This window comes from Chitinophaga alhagiae (assembly GCF_003568665.1).
GTDB classification, from domain to species: Bacteria; Bacteroidota; Bacteroidia; order Chitinophagales; family Chitinophagaceae; genus Chitinophaga; species Chitinophaga alhagiae.
In genome coordinates this window covers 1-17206 of record NZ_QXMH01000006.1, presented here as the reverse complement: position 1 = coordinate 17206, position 17206 = coordinate 1, and the positions used below count along the sequence as shown (strand labels likewise).

The following is a 17206-nucleotide window of genomic DNA, read 5'->3' as shown; positions in this document are numbered from 1 at the left end:
ACTGTCCTCATCAATTTTTAATCCGTTTTTAATCTGCCTTAAAGCCCCTTTTAATACCCGCTCCGGAGCTTTGTGCCAATGAAAAAGCTCTTCATGTTCGGGATCGCATTTTTTTTCTTCTCTGTCAAAGGCCGTGCGCAGGAGGCGCGCCGGCTTACCCTGCAGCAGGCGGAAGCCCTCTTCCTGCAGCAAAACTACCTGCTGCTGGCGCAGCGCTACCAGGTGAGCGCGGATGAGGCCATGGTACAGCAGGCCAGGCTTTGGGACAACCCCTCTTTTTCTTCCACTTTCGGTTTTGGTACACTTGAAAAGGTGCAGCCTTTTAATATGGGCAGCGGCGGGCAATTTGAAGGCGATATAGATCAACTGATACGGCTGGCAGGCAAAAGGAACAAACAGGTGCAACTGGCGCAATGGAATGCTGCAACGTCTGCCGCTGCTTTTAAAGAACTGATGCGCACCCTCCGGCTCCAGTTGCGCGGCAGCTATTACCAGCTGTATTTTCTGAAGGAAACGGAGAAGGTGCTCAAGGAGCAGCTGACCAACCTCCAGATCATCCTGGACGCCTACCATGCGGCAGATGCCAAGGGCAGTGTGGCGCATGCGGACGTGATACGCCTGCAAGCCCTGCAGATAGGCATTGCCAATGATTATACAGACCTGCGCCAGCAGGAGCTGGCCGCTTCGCAAAACCTGCAGCTCATTGTAGGCAGCCCCGGCCCCGTGGAGCCGCTGGTGGAAGGAGACGTGCTGCAGCAATATAAACTCAACGGCTATACGGAACAGGCGCTGGCAGATACCGCCGTGGCCAACCGGCCGGACCTGCAGATGGCGGGCCACCAGCTTAAGATGGCGGAGGTGAACTACCGCCTGCAAAAGGCCATGGCCGTGCCAGACCTTCACCTGGGCGCTACTTATGACCGTAATGGCAGCTACGCCCCGCACTTCATTGGCCTCACCATGGGCATAGACCTGCCGCTCTGGAACCGCAACCAGGGCAACATCAAGGCCGCGGGCAGCGCTGTAAAAGCGCAGGGCGCCACGCTGGAGCAACAGCGCCTCGCCATTGCCGTAGAGGTCAATACCGCCCTGCGCAAGATCAACTTCCTGGAAAAAAGCACCGGCTGGCCGGAGATGAAGCGTTTTAACGGGGAATATGACAAGCTGATAGAAGAAGTGGCCAAAAACTTCCGCAAAGGCAATATTTCCCTGCTCCAGTTCATAGACTACTTCAACAGCTACAGCGATCATGTGAAGCATACCAACAAGTTCCTGAATGACAGGGTGCTGGCCTACGAAGAACTGAATTACGCCACCGGCACGCAACTTTTCAATACCGTACAATGAAATACATCCACCTTCTCCCGGTTTCCCTTTTAATGGCCCTGGCCGCTTTCAGCGGCTGCAAGCAGACCCACGCGGAAGATGCCGAGGCCGCCACCTTTGTGCTGAGCGATACCATGATGGCATCTATCCGTATAGACACTACTGTTATAAAGCCGGTTGAAAGCGAGCTGCGCCTTTCCGGCAAGGTAACGCCGGATATGGGCAAGGTGCTCAAGCTCTACCCGCTGGTGAGCGGCTATGTAAAGAATATCAACGTGCAGCTGGGAGACTACGTGAAAAAAGGGCAGGTGCTGGCCGTGATACAGAGCGGCGAAATTGCGGACTATGATAAACAGCTGACCCAGGCAAAGTCAGACCTGGCCGTGGCCGAAAAAGGCCTCAAGGTAGCGCAGGACCTCTTCCAGAGCCAGCTGGCCACGGAAAAAGATGTGGTGAACGCGGAAGGGGAGCTGAACAACGCAAAGGCGGAAATGGCCCGCATCCGCGAAATGCTCCAGATCTACCGCAAAGGCAATGGCGCCACCTCCGTGGTAACGGCCCCCATCAGCGGCTACGTCATCGAAAAGAACATCAACAACGGCATGGAAATGCGCTCGGACAACAGCGCGCATATGTTTACCATTTCAGAGCTGGATGATGTATGGATCATGGCCAACGTATTTGAAACGGATATTTCGCGCGTAAAGGAAGGTTACCCGGCGGCGGTGACCACCATCAGCTACCCGGAAAAGGTGTTCCACGGCCAGATAGACAAGGTGTACAACGTGCTGGACCCGGATACCAAAACCATGCAGGTGCGCATCCGCCTCAGCAACGAGGGCATGCTGCTCAAACCGGAAATGTTTGCCACCGTGCTGCTCCGCTACCGGGAAGGGAATGAAATGATGGCCATCCCCGCATCTGCCGTCATTTTCGACAAGGGTAAAAACTTTGTGATGGTGTTCAGGGACCGCTATAATATTGAAACGAAGGAAGTAAAGGTCAGCAAATCGCTGAACGACGTATCCTACATTACCAGGGGCATACAGCCGGGAGACAAGGTCATTTCCAGGAACCAGTTACTGATCTATGACGCATTGAACGACTAAACGGCATGAACAGATTCATCAGAAATATTGTAGGCTTTTCGCTCAGGAACAGGTTCTTTGTGTTCTTCATGCTGGCCGTGCTCACTGTGGGCGGCGTGATGGCTTTCCTGCATACGCCCATAGAGGCTTTCCCGGACGTTACCAATACGCAGATCGTGATCGTGACGGAATGGAACGGGCGCAGCGCGGAAGAAGTGGAGCGGTTTGTGACCACCCCCATAGAAATATCCATGAACGGGGTGCAGAAGAAAACCAGCGTGCGCTCCATCACCATGTTCGGCCTTTCTGTGATCAAGATCATTTTTGAGGACGATGTGGAAGACTTTTTTGCGCGGCAGCAGGTCAATAACATGTTGCGGAACGTATCCCTCCCCGAAAGCGTGGAGCCTGAAGTACAGCCCCCGTATGGTCCCACCGGGGAGGTGTTCCGCTACTGGCTCAAAAGCGCGCACCGGGATTCAAGGAGCCTGCTCACCTACCAGAACTGGGTAATAGACCGCCAGCTGCGCAGCGTGCCCGGCGTGGCAGACGTGGTGGCCTTTGGCGGGCAGGAAAAGATATACGAGATCACGGCAGACCCCATCAAGCTGGCTAAATACAACATTACCCCGCTGGAGCTGTACGAAGCCGCCTCCAAAAGCAATATCAATGTAGGAGGAGACGTGATAGAAAAGAACGGCCAGGCCTACGTAGTGCGCGGCATCGGCCTGCTTGACAATATCAGGGACATTGAGAACATCATCATAGAAAATATAGACGGCACCCCCATCCTGGTGAAGAACGTGGCCAGCGTGCAGGAAACCTCCGCGCCCCGGGTGGGGCAGGTGGGCCTTAATGAAATGGACGATGTGGTGGAAGGCATTGTGGTGATGCGGAAAGGAGAGAACCCCGGCGAAGTGCTGGCCCGCATCAAAGACAAGGTAGCGGAACTGAACACCAAAATACTGCCGTCAGACATTAAAATGGAAACCTTCTATGACCGTGATGTGCTGATAGCGTATTGCACCAGCACCGTAATGCACAACCTGCTGGAAGGCATCGTGTTCGTAACGGTCATTGTGTTCATTTTTATGGCAGACTGGCGCACTACGCTCATTGTAGGCATCATCATCCCGCTATCCCTGCTCTTTGCCTTCATCTGCCTCAAGCTGAAAGGCATGAGCGCCAACCTGCTGTCTATGGGCGCCATAGACTTCGGTATTATCATAGACGGGGCGGTGGTAATGGTGGAAGGCATTTTCGTGATGCTGGACCAGAAGGCCAAACATTACGGCATGGAGCGGTTCAACCGCCTGGCCAAAATGGGATGGATCAAAAAAACAGGCGGGGAGCTGGGCAAGGCGGTATTTTTCTCCAAGCTCATCATCATCATTTCCCTGCTGCCCATTTTTTCTTTCCAGAAAGTGGAAGGCAAAATGTTCTCGCCCCTGGCCTGGACGCTGGGCTTTGCCCTGCTGGGCGCGCTGCTGTTCACCCTCACGCTGGTGCCGGTGCTCAGCTCCATATTGCTGAACAGGAACGTCCGCGAGCGGCATAACCCGGTAGTGATATTCTTTCACCGCGCGGTGATGAAAGGGTTTAACTGGACGTACGCGCATAAAAGAACAAGCCTCTTCATAGCCATCATATTCATGGGATTAAGTTTTGCCTCTTCCCGGTTCTTAGGCTCGGAATTTTTGCCCCAGCTGAACGAAGGGGCATTATGGGTGGAGGCGAAACTCCCCATGAGTATGTCGCTGAACGAAACAGTGCAGTTCGTGAGCAAGTTCCGCAAGGAGCTGGGCAGCTTCCCGGAAGTGAACGGCGTGCTGTCGCAGACCGGCCGCTCTAACGATGGTACGGACCCCTCCGGGTTCTATTACGTACAATGCCAGGTCAACCTGAAGCCCAAAAAGGAATGGACGCGCAAGATCACGATGGACGGGCTGGTGGAGGAAATGGACAAACGCCTGAAACAATACCAGGGCGTAGTATATAATTATTCCCAGCCCATCATAGACAACGTGGCGGAAGCCGTGGCCGGCATCAATGCCAGCAACGCGGTGAAGATCTACGGGGATAACCTGGAAGACCTGGACGGCCTGGCCAACCAGGTGATAGCCCAGATAGCGGGCGTGCGCGGCATCAAAGACGTAGGCATTCTCCGCAACGTGGGCCAGCCGGAAATGAGCGTACACCTGGACGAGCAGAAGATGGCCCTTTACGGCGTAAAAACGGCAGACGCGCAGGCGGTGATAGAAATGGCCATTGGCGGCAAAACCGCTACCCAGTTGTACGAAGGGGAGCGCAAATTTGACGTGCGCATCCGCTACGATCAGAATTTCCGCAAAGACGAGGGCGACCTGCGCAACCTGGTGGTGCCCACCATGAACGGCAACAAGATACCGCTGAAAGAAATAGCGGAGATCAAAACGCTCACCGGCCCCGCCTTTATTTACCGGGACAATACCAAGCGCTTCATTGGCGTGAAGTTTTCCGTGCGTGACCGCGACCTGGGCAGCACTATTGCCGAAGCGCAGGCCAGGGTGAACCGGAACATCAAGCTGCCTAAAGGTTATTCCATCGGCTGGACGGGCGAGTTCGAGAACCAGGTGCGCGCCACCAAACGCCTCGGGCAGGTGGTGCCGGTCAGCCTTATTGCCATCTTTATCATCCTGTTCATCATGATGGGCAGCGTGAAAGATGCGGGCCTCATTCTCCTCAACGTGCCCTTTGCCCTCATCGGCGGCATTCTGGCGCTGCACGTTACGGGTATCAACTTCGGGATTTCGGCCGGGGTAGGCTTTATTGCCCTCTTCGGCATCTGCATACAGAACGGGGTGATCCTCATTTCCGTATTCCACAAGAACCTGCAGCATAAAATGCCGCTCAACGATGCCATCCGCAACGGGGTGGAAGAGCGCATCCGCCCGGTGGTCATGACCGCGCTGATGGCCGCTATAGGCCTTATACCGGCCGCGGTGAGCACCGGCATAGGCTCCGAAACGCAAAAGCCGCTGGCCGTGGTGGTGATAGGCGGGCTGGTAACCGCCACCGTACTAACACTGCTGGTGTTCCCCCTCATATTTTTCAGTGCTTATAAACGTAAGCATATTGTTCACAAACAAAATCAAACAACATGAAAAAGATCATGATCCTGATGGCCGCCGCAATGATCACTGCAGGTGGCATCTTCTCCGCCAGCGCACAGGAAAAGGCAACGCCCGCCCCTGTAAAAACGGAACAGGCAAAAACAGGCGCAAAACACGAAAAAAAGGCGCACAAGAGCACAAAGCATGTGAAGCATGCAAAAGCAGTAAAAAAGGCGCAGAAATAGTATTTAGCACAGGTTTTAGTTCGCATAAATAGGTTGATAGAACGATCATGGGGCCGCTGGTCCCATGCGCAATCCTCTCCGCCCTGCCATCAAGAGACTTCGCAGGGCGGATTTTTTATATAACAGTAACGCCGGCCCTTTATGTGTTGGCCATTGCCTGACTGCCATACTGATACTATTTTCATCCTGGCAGCACGAAAACCTATCATATATGCAGTGTAAACCTTATGCAAAACTACCTTAACGCCATATCTTCCCCACATCATCTCCACCTTATCTCCGGATCAAGTCCACGTACCCTTCGCTGATCCTTCAGTTTACACAGGGTTTCCAGCCGGTTGTGGCCCGTAGATGCCCTTGTGCAGGCGTTCTTCCGGCAGGGTAATATAGTGGTATAACTTCCCTCAGGCCTGCCTTGATCTTGCGCTGCGCATCGTGTAAACGTGGTTGTCCGGCCAAAAGAACAGGGATGGCCATAAGACCATCCCTGTTACTTAAAGTAATAACATTCAATGATTTATTCTTCCCCGGCCTCTTCACCGTCCCCATGCCCGAGGATCTCCCGGATGGGCTTCACGGCCTGGTAAATGCCGCGGTTGTAGCGGTTGCCAACTATCACGAGGGTAGTGGAGTCTTTGATAAAGCGGTAAAAAACGGTGTTGTTGCCATGCCACCAGCCGTTGTGGTACACAATGTTGTTCGTACTGTCCGGGTACACGAACAGGCGCCAGCCGAGGCCGTAGTTACGGATGCCGGGCTTTTCGTTGCTGTATGGCTTGAAGGCTTCCTGCAGGGTTTCCGGCTTGAAGAGCTTGCCGGAATAGATGGCCTGGTCCCACTTGAGCATATCCTGCACATTGCTGTAAATGCCTTTATCGCCCACCACGCCGTCAAAGCTGTTATCTGGCTCCACTTTCCAGGAGGAGAGATGGCTGACCGTCTGGTGCGGGCGGGGGGCCTGCGTGGGGTCTGCCACAAAGGTGTGGGTCATTTCCAGCGGGGTGAAAAAGGTCTGCTGCAGGTAGTCAGCGTATGTCTGGCCGCTGGCTTTCTCAATAATGGAGGCCAGCAGCAGGTAGTTGGTGTTGCAATAGTTAAAATGCCTGTCTGGCTGGTACTGCGCGGCGGGTTTATGTACCGTCATCAGCGCTATAACTTCTTCGTTGGTGAGGAAGTGAGATTTGTCCTTGATGAGGCTGTCACAGAAATACAGGTAATTGGGCAGGCCGCTGCGGTGGTTGAGCAGCATGCGCACGGTGATGCCCAGGTAGGGAAAATCAGGGTAGAATTTCTGTACCGGGTCTTCCAGGCCGAGCTTGCCCTTTTCTACGAGAGAAAGCGCGGCCATGCCGGTAAATGTTTTGGAAATGGAAGCCAGCTGGAAAGAGGAGCTGTCTGTAACCGGCACTTTGCCGGCGTGGCTTTCAAGGCCTTCGTAGTGCTCATACAGCACCACGCCCTTACGGGCCACCAGTATGCCTCCGCTGAAGTGCCTGGGGGAGAGGCGGTGTTTTACGAGCGCGTCCAGCTCGCTCCTGATACGCCTGGTCCGGGCGCTGTTCAGGATGGTGGCTTCGTCCACGTCGCTTAATCCAAGGGTGTAAATAGAGGCGGGTTTGCTTTTTGCTTTTTTTTCGCTGTTTTTGTGGGCTGAACTGCTGTTACACCCAATATATATCATGCTACCGGTGGATATGGCCAGGATCGCAATTGCCTTGAAACGGTTCATTTAGTGCTGCTGAATAATAGGTCAGTAATGCAATAAAATCAAGCAATATTCATGCCTGATAACGTAAAAAGCGGGCAAAATATTTAAAAAAACGAAACAACAGGCCACTTTTTTTAAGCAATCTCTAATTTGCCGGGCTTCGTATTTGATTTCTCCTGAAACTCCGCTAGGTTTGTGACACTTTTTATGACAATGCAGGCATAAATTGTCATGTTTGTGTCATGCAGCATTATACCAGAGACCCATGAGCCAGAAAAAATTAACGAGTTATCCGAAAGAGAAGATCAACATCCTTTTATTGGAGAACATTAGTGACGCCGCCCTGGAAGAATTTAAGGAGGCGGGTTATGTCAACAGCCGGAAGGTGAAGGGCGCCTTGAGTGAAGAAGAGCTGATCAAGGAGATCAAGGACGTTCATTTGCTGGGCATACGGTCAAAAACGCAGGTCACGTCGAAAGTATTGGCGGCCGCCAAAAAACTGCAGGCCATCGGCTGTTTTTGCATCGGTACCAACCAGGTAGACCTGAAGAATGCCACCGAGCAGGGCGTGGCCGTTTTTAATGCGCCCTATTCAAATACCCGCTCGGTAGCGGAACTGGTAATAGGCTTGTCTGTGATGCTCATCCGCCGTATCCCTGACAAGAACACCGCCGCCCACAAAGGTAACTGGATGAAGGAATCTACCGGCAGTTACGAGCTGCGGGGCAAAACCCTGGGCATTGTAGGCTATGGCAACATCGGCAGCCAGGTAAGCGTGCTGGCCGAGGCCATGGGCATGAACGTTATTTATTATGATGTGGAAACCAAGCTGCCTATGGGCAACGCCACGCAGGTGCGCACCCTGAAAGACCTGTTTTCCCAGTCAGACATTATATCCCTCCACGTGCCTTCCAACAAGAGCACGGTGAACATGATCAACAAACAGACGCTGAAGCACGCCAAAGAAGGCGCTATTTTCCTGAACTATGCCCGTGGAGAGGTGGTAGTGCTGGAAGACCTGAAGGAGGCGCTGGAGAAAGGCCAGCTCTCCGGGGCGGCGGTAGACGTGTTCCCGGTGGAGCCGGAAAAGAACGGCGCGGCCTTCACTACGCCGCTGCAGGGCCTCCCCAACGTGATACTGACCCCGCACATCGGCGGCAGCACGGAAGAGGCACAGCACAACATTGGCCTGGACGTGAGCAGCAAAATGCTCAACTACCTGGAAAAAGGCGCCAGCTTCGGCTCACACACCGTTCCGGCCCTCAGCGTGCCGGCCATTGAGAACACCCACCGCATCCTGCACATCCATAAGAACGTGCCGGGGGTGCTTTCCGAGATCAACCAGGCCCTCTCCGGCAAAAACATCAACATCCTGGGCCAGTACCTGAAAACGAACGACCAGATCGGGTACGTGGTGCTGGACGTAGACTCCAAACTGTCTCAGGAGGCCTTTGCGTTGCTCAAGGAAGTGAACCATACCATCAAAACGCGCATGCTCTACTAGGGAAACACAAAGCCCGTTATCAGAGAGCGGCCCCGCTATTAAAATACGGATGCTGTAAAAGCGTTCAAACGCATACAACAAGGAAAATTCCCGGCCGCCGCGCCGGGAATTTTTTTATGTGCTGTTTTAGTTTGAGATTTGGCCCTTATTTCCCTTTATGAACAAGTTACTGAAACTGGAAGAAGCGGCCATGTTCCTGCTGGCGCTGCTGATGTTTGCACAGCAAACCGAGTACCCCTGGTGGCTGTTTGCGGCCTGCCTGCTGCTGCCGGACCTGAGCATGATCGGCTATGCGGCTGGCCCCGCAACGGGGGCATACGTGTACAATTTTTTCCATCACAAGGGCGTGGCGCTCCTGACGTATTTTGCCGGCGTCTACTTCGTGAACGAGGCGCTGACGTTTACCGGTATCATCCTGTTTGCCCATGCCTCCATGGACCGGGTATTCGGCTACGGCCTCAAGTTCATGACCGGCTTCAGCGATACCCATCTGGGCAAGATAGGGAAGAAGCAGTAGCGGCTACTGCAAAGGCCCTGTTCTCTCCGCCGGCCAGTTGTCAAAAGAGCTGCTGGTGTACACCTGCCGGTTCAGCGCCCCGGCCGCGCCTGTATTCGCAATAATGACCACGCGGAGCCTGTGGTGCCAGGATTGGGTGGTAGGCGTATTGTTCTGGTCTTTTCTAAGCCTGATATACCCGATGGCCACTTCCGCGGTTACACGAATGTTCCTTTCCGTAGTATAGGGTACCAGCCCCCAGCCACCGCCAAAGTCTGAAGTAAGCACATATACCAGTACGGTACTTGCGTTGAGCACATTGGCGGTAAGCACATTGGGCGCCTGTACGTTGAGGTAGGAGTAAGTACCGGCCGCCGTCCAGGTCTCGCTTGTAATATCTTTCTCGAATACCTTCACATTTGCATTGCCGTTCTGGCCATTTGGGCCGGTGGGGCCTTGCGCGCCCTGTGGCCCCTGCGGGCCGGGCGTTCCAGGCGCTCCCTGCGCGCCCGGCTCTCCCTGAGGCCCTGCAGGGCCTTCTTTGCTGCAAGACAATAACAATAACGGAAGGGCTAACAACAGAATTGAAAACTGTTTCATAAAAAATGCTGTTTTGAGGTGTTATGAATATGGAAGATGAAATAATGTGCGCTTTGTGCCAGATGAGCAATGGGGTTTTTTAACGAATGTAAAGGTACCTGGCCGGGAAAAGAAGGGCAAGCGTAGTTTTACGCTAAAAAAGGTGACGGCCAAAAACATTTGCTTTTGGCCGTCACCGGTGAAAGAATGATCGTATCCAGGGCTACCTCACTACTGTTACATCTCCTTTGATGATAAAGCTGGGCCCGTTATTAGTTTTCTTGTAGGAAAGCCACCATACAAATGTGCCTACATCTACCGGCACGCCTTTGTACGTACCGTCCCATCCTTCGTACATATCCCTGCTCAGGAACACCAGCTCGCCCCAGCGGTTGAAGATGCGCAGCTCATAGTCGTACATCGGGCCTCTCACTATGGGGCGGAACAGGTCGTTCTTGCCGTCGCCATTGGGTGAGAAGGCATTGGGTACTTCCGGTTTGCTGTCACATTCCTTCACATCGATGGTGATCTGGTCTGTGGTGCTGCCGCAATCGTTATAGGCGGTTACCGTGTAGGTGCCGGGCTCCCTTACTTCGATGTAAGCGGTAGTGGCCCCGGTGCTCCACCGGTAAGAGGTGGCGTTCTGTGCGTTAGACTTCAGGATGTAACGGATGCCTTTACAGATGGTGGTATCGTTACCCAGGTTTACCGTGGGCGCGCCGGCTACCCGTACGTTGATACTGTCTGCCAGGTAGCGGTCGCAGTACCTATCCAATATGCCCAGTACGTAGGTGCCGCTTTCAGTGAAGGATTTCACCGGGTTCACGTCACCATCGTTCCAGCGGTAGGAGGCCGCATCCGGATGGCGGGCGTCTATCAGTATGCTGCCGCCCGGGCAGATGATCCGGTCAGGGCCCAGCTCGAACTGGATGTTCGGCCGTTCGGTTACCCGTACCTGTTCCCTCACCACGCAATTATCCCTGTACACGGCTACGGAGTAGTTGCCGGCCCTGCTGACCATGATGGAGTTACCGGTTTCGCCGGTGGCCCATTGTACGCGGCCCGCATTGGTGTTCACCGTGAGCATCACGGACTGGCCGGGACAGATGGACGTATCCCTGCTGAGCGTGATATCCGGCGGCGGGTTCACGGTCACGTTAATGGTATCTATGGTGATACAGCCGTTCTTCATCACGCGCACCCAGAAGGTTTCCTGCGTGCTTACGTTGATAGACGGGGTAGTGGCGCCAGTGCTCCAGAGGTAGGTAGCGCCTGCCACCGTTGCGTCCAGCTTCACGCTCTGGCCGCGGCAGATGGTGGTGTCCGGCAGGTTCACGAGCGGCATGGGTATCACGCCTATCTTGATCTCGTCTGTTGCCGTACACAGACCGTTGCTGACGGTCACGCTATAGGTACCGGCCTGCGTTACGCGGATGCGCTGCGTGGTTTCTCCGGTAGACCATTGGATGTTGTACCCGAAGTTGGCCGCGCCCGCATCCAGCACCATGCCGTTACCGCCGCAAAGGCTGGTATCGCTGCCGAGGTTGACCACCGGCATCTGCTCATAGGTGATGTTATAGGTTACCGGGTCTGACGCGCAGCCGGTAATACCGTCCCGCACAATGAACGTGGCCGAAGTGGCGCCGTTCAGGTTGAAGCGGTTGCTGGACGAGGTGATGGGCGCCTGTACCGCGTTGGCCGGCGTTACGCTTACCAGGGTGTACGTGGGCCTGTTCACCGTGCCGCTTGTTCTGAGGGTGATGAACGGATTGCTGGAGCAGTTCACGATGGTTTGCGGCAGCAGTTCCGGCCTCGGGCAGGGCAGTACAATGATGCGCTGCGTTACTTCGTTGGACATATTGCCGCAGGCGTCTGCTACCCTCCATCTGCGGATGATGGTATAGCCGTTGCAGATATCTTTCTCGTACGGATCTACCGTGTACCGCACCCGTTTCGGGAAGCTGGGGTCACAGTTGTCTGTGGCTGTAAGCTCTATCATGCCTGTGGGCACCGGCGCACCGCAGTTCACGGTAATATCTGCCGGGCCGCCGGCAATTACGGGGCCGGTGGTGTCCGTTACGGTGATCACCTGGCGTATCACGGCGGTATTGCCGCATTCGTCTTTCGCCGTCCAGGTATTGATGAGGCGATAGTTGTTGGCGCATGCGCCCGGTATGTTCTCCCGTTGCTGCGCGTGTGTCACCCTCACGTTGTTGGGCCTGCTGCAGTTGTCTGTAGCGGTCATCACCATGGGTGCGGGGATGGCGTCACATTCTACCGTGATGTCTGCCGGGGCAGGGGTGGTGAATACCGGGGCTACATTGTCTTCTACGGTGATCACCTGCGTAGCCACGGCTACGTTGCCGCATTCGTCCGTTGCCTTCCAGGTGCGGGTCAGCCTGTAGTTGTTGGGGCATGACGCGGAGAGGTACGTTTTCACGAAGCTGTATTTCACCGTTACGTTGTTCATAGAACAATTGTCTGTAGCGGTCATTACCGGTGCGGCGGGTATAGCGTCGCAATTTACGGTGAGGTTGGCCGGCGGCAGCAGGTCAAACACCGGCGGTGTTTTGTCTTGTACCGTCAGTACCTGTTGAACCGTGGTGCTGTTACCGCATTCATCTGTAGCCGTCCAGGTGCGGATGAGGCGGTAGTTGTTCACGCAGGCGCCCGGTATGTTCTCTCTCGTTTCGTTCTTCACAATGCGAACGTTATTGGCCGCGGAGCAATTGTCTGTTGCCATCAGGTCAGGCTGTGCCGGTATGGCGCTGCATTCTACCGTGGCGTTGGCCGGGGCGGAGGTAGTGAACACCGGTTTGGTGTTGTCTACCACGGTGAGCACCTGCTCAATGGTCCTGCTGTTGCCGCATTCGTCCGTAGCCGTCCAGGTGCGGATGAGGCGGTAATTGTTCACACAGGCGCCCGGTATGTTTTCGCGGCGTTCTGCCTTGTTGACCACTACGTTGTTGCCGCTGCAGTTATCCGTAGCCGCCAGGTCTGGCTGTGCCGGTATGGCACTGCATTCTACCGTGGCGTTGGCCGGAGCGGCGGTCACAAAGGTTGGCGCGGTGCGGTCTGTTACGGTAAGCACCTGCTGTACGGTGGTGCTGTTGCCGCATTCATCAGTAGCCGTCCAGGTACGGATGAGGCGGTAGTTGTTCACACAGGCGCCCGGAATGTCTTCCCTGCGCTCGTTTTTCACAACGTTTACCAGGTTGGACGGGGTACAGTTGTCCGTTACGCTCAGGTTTGGCTGCGCCGGAATGCTGCTGCACTCCACGGTAGCGTCTGCCGGTACGCTGCTGGTGAACGTGGGCCTTGTATTGTCTACCACCGTCAGTACCTGCCGTACGGTTGTGCTGTTGTTGCACTCATCTGTTGCCGTCCAGGTGCGGATGAGGCGGTAGTTATTGGCGCATGCGCCCGGTATGGTCTCTTTCACTTCGTTCCTCACCACGGTAACGCGGGCGGTAGCGGAACAGTTGTCTGTTGCCGTCAGCAGCGGCTGCGCGGGGATGGCGTTACACTCCACCGTTGCGTCTGCCGGTACCGGCATGGTGAAAGTGGGCGCCGTGTTATCCTGCACGGTGAGCACCTGTGTGAGCGTGGTGCTGTTGTTGCACTCATCTGTAGCCGTCCAGGTACGGATGAGGCGGTAGTTGTTCACGCAGGCGCCCGGTATGTTCTCCCTTGTTTCGTTCTTCACGATCCGGATAACATTGGAAGCCGTACAGTTGTCTGTAGCCGTAATATCCGGCTGCGTGGGGATGGCGTTGCACTCTACCGTGGCGTTTGCCGGAACAGGCAGGCTGAATACCGGTGCAGTTTTGTCCTGTACGGTAATGGTCTGCGTAAGGGTGGCGCTGTTGCCACATTCGTCCGTAGCCGTCCAGGTGCGGATGAGGCGGTAATTGTTCACGCAGGCGCCCGGTATGTTCTCTCTCGTTTCATTCTTCACCACGCTGACCATGTTGGCGGCAGAACAGTTGTCTGTTGCTTGCAGGTCAGGCTGGCCGGGGATGGCGTTACATTCTACGGTAACGTTGGCCGGGGCGGCGGTGGTGAATACCGGGGCGGTTTTGTCTACCACGGTGATCACCTGCATAACGGTGGTGCTGTTGTTGCACTCATCCGTTGCCGTCCAGGTACGCAGCAGTTTGTAGTTGTTGGCGCAGGCGTCAGGGATGTCTATCCGCTGCTGGTTATAATTGATCCTGATGCCGGCCGCCGGGCTGCAATTGTCGCGGGCGGCCATTTCGGGCGCGTCAGGGATGGCGTTACATTCTACCGTGGCATCCGCGGGGATGGTAGTCGTAAACACGGGCTTGGTTCTGTCTCTTACCGTGATGGTCTGTGTCAGTACGGTTTCGTTGCCGCATTCATCTCTGGCCGCCCAGGTGCGGATGAGCTGGTAATTGTTGGCACAGCTGCCGTCTATGCGCTGCTGGTTTTTGGTAACAACAACGTTGTTGTCCGCAGAGCAATTGTCTGTTGCCTCCAGGTCTTCATGATCAGGCACCTTGTCACATTCCACTTCCAGGGTGGCCGGTACCGTGGTGGTGAAGGTGGGCGCTTCAATATCCTGTACGGTGATGGTCTGCGTTACGATGGTTTTGTTATTGCATTCGTCAGTAGCCGTCCAGGTACGTATCAGCTGGTAGTTGTTGGCACAGGCGTCCGGGGCGCTCACGCGCTCTTCCTCATAATCCACCTTCACCTTGGCAGCCGGGCTGCAATTATCTGTGGCCTCCATTTCCGGGGCGTCGGGCACCGCATCACATGCTACCGTTATGTTGGCCGGTGTGGCAGTGGTGAAAGCAGGAGGAGTGTTATCTACCACGGTAATGGTCTGGGTAATGGTGCGTGAATTTTTACATTCGTCCATAGCCGTCCAGGTGCGCACCAACAGATAGCTGTTAGCGCAGGCGCCGGGGATGGCGTGCCTGGTCTCACCTTTCAGTACGGTCACCTTGTCGTCCGGGCTGCAGTTGTCTGTAGCTTCCATGTCTTCCTGGTCAGGTACAGCGCTGCACTCAACCGTTCTGTTGGCCGGGGCGGACAGGGTGAATGTGGGCGCCTGGGTATCTCTCACGGTAATTACCTGTGTTACGGAAGCGGTGTTGCCGCATTCGTCCTTGGCCGTCCAGGTACGGGTGAGGATATAATTATTGGCGCAATCGCCGTTGGTGCGTACCTGTGTTTTTTCCGTAACGATATTGGCCGTGCTGCTGCAATTGTCTGTTACCGGGATGTCGTCAAAGTCAGGAACAGCATCACATTCTACCGTTACATTAGCAGGAGTGGGGGCGCCGAATACCGGCGCGGTCTTGTCTTCCACAGTCAGTATTTGCGTATGCGTAACACTGTTGCCGCAAACATCCGTGGCCGTCCACGTTCTGATGATCCTGTAATTATTGGCGCAGGCATCGGTAATGGCTTCAATGGTCTGGGCCGGTACCACGATGGCAGTAGAGCAGTCATCGCTGGCGGTAAGCGTTTCCATGTCAGGGATGTTGCTGCATTCTACCGTCCGGTTGGCCGGCAAGGCCTCATTGAATACGGGCGCTTTGGTGTCTTTCACCTCAATGGTCTGGGATACGGTGGTGATCTTGTTACACTCGTCCGTAGCCGTCCATGTTCTGGTGATCACCTGGCCGCAAGCGGTAGTGGTAACATCATCGCTGTGCGTAACCGTGAAGCTGAAATTATCCGGGTGGCTGAAGGTAGGCTCATCAAAGAGCAGGGTGTAATCTTCACCATCCTCACATTCCACCACCTTGTTCTGGCCCTGGGTCTCTACCACCGGCGCGGCATCTGTTACCCTGATCGCTATCACATTGCTCACAGACTCGCAGGGGCCTGATGTTACTGTTCTCCTGAACCAGGTGGTAACAGCAATTACACCAGGGTTATAGTTGATGCCGGTTGCGCCGGAAACAGGTGTAAAGCCGGCAGTAGCACTAGTGGTGCTGCTTTCCCACAGGTAGATGTAGGTGCCGTTGCCGCCCGTTGGCGCAGTGCCGGTCAGTTCGGCGGCTGCCGTGTTGGGGCAGATCACCTGGTTGTCTGTGATCGTATTGTTGGTTATCGGGTTCCTGTTGGTGAGGGTCACCTGGTCTGTAGAAGCCGTACAGGGGCCGTTGGTCACCGTCCAGGTGAGTGTTACGGTCTGTCCGGCAGGCAGTGTTACGGATGCGTTGCGGTCTGACCAGCTGCTGATGGATGCGCCCGCGGGGAGCGTACCGCTCCACAGGCCTGTACCCACGGTGGGTGCTACGGCAGCGAGGGAGAACTGGTCATCGTCACAATGTTCCTGGTCAGCACCAGCGTCAGCGGTAGAGGGATCTTCGTACACGTTCACGGTTACGGTAGCACATACGGTGTTGCCGCAAGGGCCACTGCTCACTGCTTTAACATAGTAGGTAGTGGTAACAGTGGGCGTAACGGATATGGACGCCCCTCTGTCTACTTCGGTACCATTGCAGCTACCGGTATACCATACCCACTCGGCACCGGTACCGAGGGTGCCAGATACGGTGAGGGTAGCGGAGTTACCCACGCAGATGTTGATGCTGGGCACGGCAATGGTGGGCGCGGTAGAAGGCTCTTCAATGGTGACAGTGAAGGGCTGGGTGCTCTCGCAACCTACGGCATCACGAAGCGTCAGAGTGAAGGTGTAAGTACCTTCCTCTACACCAGCAGGCAGGTTTACAGACAGGGGACTGGCGGCAAGCGTTTGCCCGGTGATGTTGGTGAAGCCAGGCATCGGGTTAGCGCCGGCAGCCCTGATGTCATACAGTGATGCCACCCCAGCCGTAGCGTTGTAGCTGAGGCTGAAGGTAGTTTCTGTGTTACAGATAGCGGCCACGTTCTGCACGGTGAATACCGGTGTTACGCTCACGGTAACCGCAATGATGTTGCTGGTACTGGAGCACTCGCCGGAGGTCACTATCCTCCTGTAATAAGTAGTAGTGGTCAGTGCACCGGGAGCGTAATTAGCCCCGGTAGCGCTGGGGATATTCACAAAGGTAGCGGGATCATTAGAAGCGCTGCTCTGCCATTGGTAAGTATAGGTACCATTGCCACCAGCGGGTGTAGTGCTGGTAAGTTGGTCTGGTGTAGTGTTGGGACAGATAGCCTGGTTGGCACTGATGGTGTTGTTGCTCAG

General features: G+C 55.1%; 9 protein-coding genes. 6 read left to right on the top strand and 3 right to left on the bottom strand.

Going from position 1 to position 17206, the window contains the following annotated elements; translation table 11 throughout:
• The first annotated feature begins 93 nt into the window (after positions 1-93).
• From D3A97_RS23550 to D3A97_RS23535, 4 genes are read left to right on the top strand one after another with little or no spacing between them, the layout of a single operon-like run.
• Positions 94-1347 carry a TolC family protein gene (locus tag D3A97_RS23550; RefSeq protein WP_198674155.1) on the top strand — a complete coding sequence of 418 codons (1254 nt, stop codon included), beginning with the start codon at positions 94-96 and terminating at the stop codon, positions 1345-1347.
• Positions 1344-2435 (top strand): efflux RND transporter periplasmic adaptor subunit, encoded by a 1092-nt coding sequence (locus D3A97_RS23545; protein ID WP_119081029.1) that lies wholly within the window; start codon positions 1344-1346, stop codon positions 2433-2435. The genes D3A97_RS23550 and D3A97_RS23545 overlap by 4 nt, the downstream gene beginning before the upstream one ends.
• Before the next feature lie 5 nt (positions 2436-2440).
• Complete coding sequence (locus tag D3A97_RS23540) at positions 2441-5557, top strand: efflux RND transporter permease subunit (RefSeq protein ID WP_119081028.1); 3117 nt, start codon at positions 2441-2443, stop codon at positions 5555-5557.
• Positions 5554-5751, top strand: coding sequence for a hypothetical protein (locus tag D3A97_RS23535; RefSeq protein WP_119081027.1), 198 nt, complete (start codon positions 5554-5556; stop codon positions 5749-5751). Before D3A97_RS23540 ends, D3A97_RS23535 begins: the two co-directional genes overlap by 4 nt.
• A 517-nt stretch (positions 5752-6268) precedes the next feature.
• On the opposite strand, the gene D3A97_RS23530 is transcribed toward D3A97_RS23535, so the two are convergent.
• Positions 6269-7432, bottom strand: a complete 1164-nt coding sequence (locus D3A97_RS23530) for a serine hydrolase domain-containing protein (protein ID WP_119081119.1) — start codon at positions 7430-7432, stop codon at positions 6269-6271.
• Between the two features lie 292 nt (positions 7433-7724).
• On the opposite strand from D3A97_RS23530, the gene serA reads away from it, so the two are divergent.
• On the top strand, positions 7725-8963 hold the full coding sequence (gene serA / locus D3A97_RS23525) for a phosphoglycerate dehydrogenase (protein WP_119081026.1): 1239 nt from the start codon (positions 7725-7727) through the stop codon (positions 8961-8963).
• A gap of 157 nt (positions 8964-9120) precedes the next feature.
• Positions 9121-9480, top strand: coding sequence for a DUF4260 domain-containing protein (locus D3A97_RS23520; protein WP_119081025.1), 360 nt, complete (start codon positions 9121-9123; stop codon positions 9478-9480).
• Between the two features lie 3 nt (positions 9481-9483).
• On the opposite strand, the gene D3A97_RS24960 is transcribed toward D3A97_RS23520, so the two are convergent.
• Both D3A97_RS24960 and D3A97_RS23510 read right to left on the bottom strand, forming a co-directional pair.
• On the bottom strand, positions 9484-10059 hold the full coding sequence (locus D3A97_RS24960) for a collagen-like triple helix repeat-containing protein (protein WP_157986729.1): 576 nt from the start codon (positions 10057-10059) through the stop codon (positions 9484-9486).
• Between the two features lie 202 nt (positions 10060-10261).
• On the bottom strand, positions 10262-17206 hold a 6945-nt coding region (locus D3A97_RS23510), incomplete at its 5' end, for a T9SS type B sorting domain-containing protein (protein ID WP_157986728.1).

Coding starts and splice junctions, on each gene's coding strand:
- D3A97_RS23550 (WP_198674155.1), top strand. CDS start 94: ATGTTCGGGATCGCATTTTTTTTCTTCTCTGTCAAAGGCCGTGCGCAG.
- D3A97_RS23545 (WP_119081029.1), top strand. CDS start 1,344: ATGAAATACATCCACCTTCTCCCGGTTTCCCTTTTAATGGCCCTGGCC.
- D3A97_RS23540 (WP_119081028.1), top strand. CDS start 2,441: ATGAACAGATTCATCAGAAATATTGTAGGCTTTTCGCTCAGGAACAGG.
- D3A97_RS23535 (WP_119081027.1), top strand. CDS start 5,554: ATGAAAAAGATCATGATCCTGATGGCCGCCGCAATGATCACTGCAGGT.
- D3A97_RS23530 (WP_119081119.1), bottom strand. CDS start 7,432: ATGATATATATTGGGTGTAACAGCAGTTCAGCCCACAAAAACAGCGAA.
- serA (WP_119081026.1), top strand. CDS start 7,725: ATGAGCCAGAAAAAATTAACGAGTTATCCGAAAGAGAAGATCAACATC.
- D3A97_RS23520 (WP_119081025.1), top strand. CDS start 9,121: ATGAACAAGTTACTGAAACTGGAAGAAGCGGCCATGTTCCTGCTGGCG.
- D3A97_RS24960 (WP_157986729.1), bottom strand. CDS start 10,059: ATGAAACAGTTTTCAATTCTGTTGTTAGCCCTTCCGTTATTGTTATTG.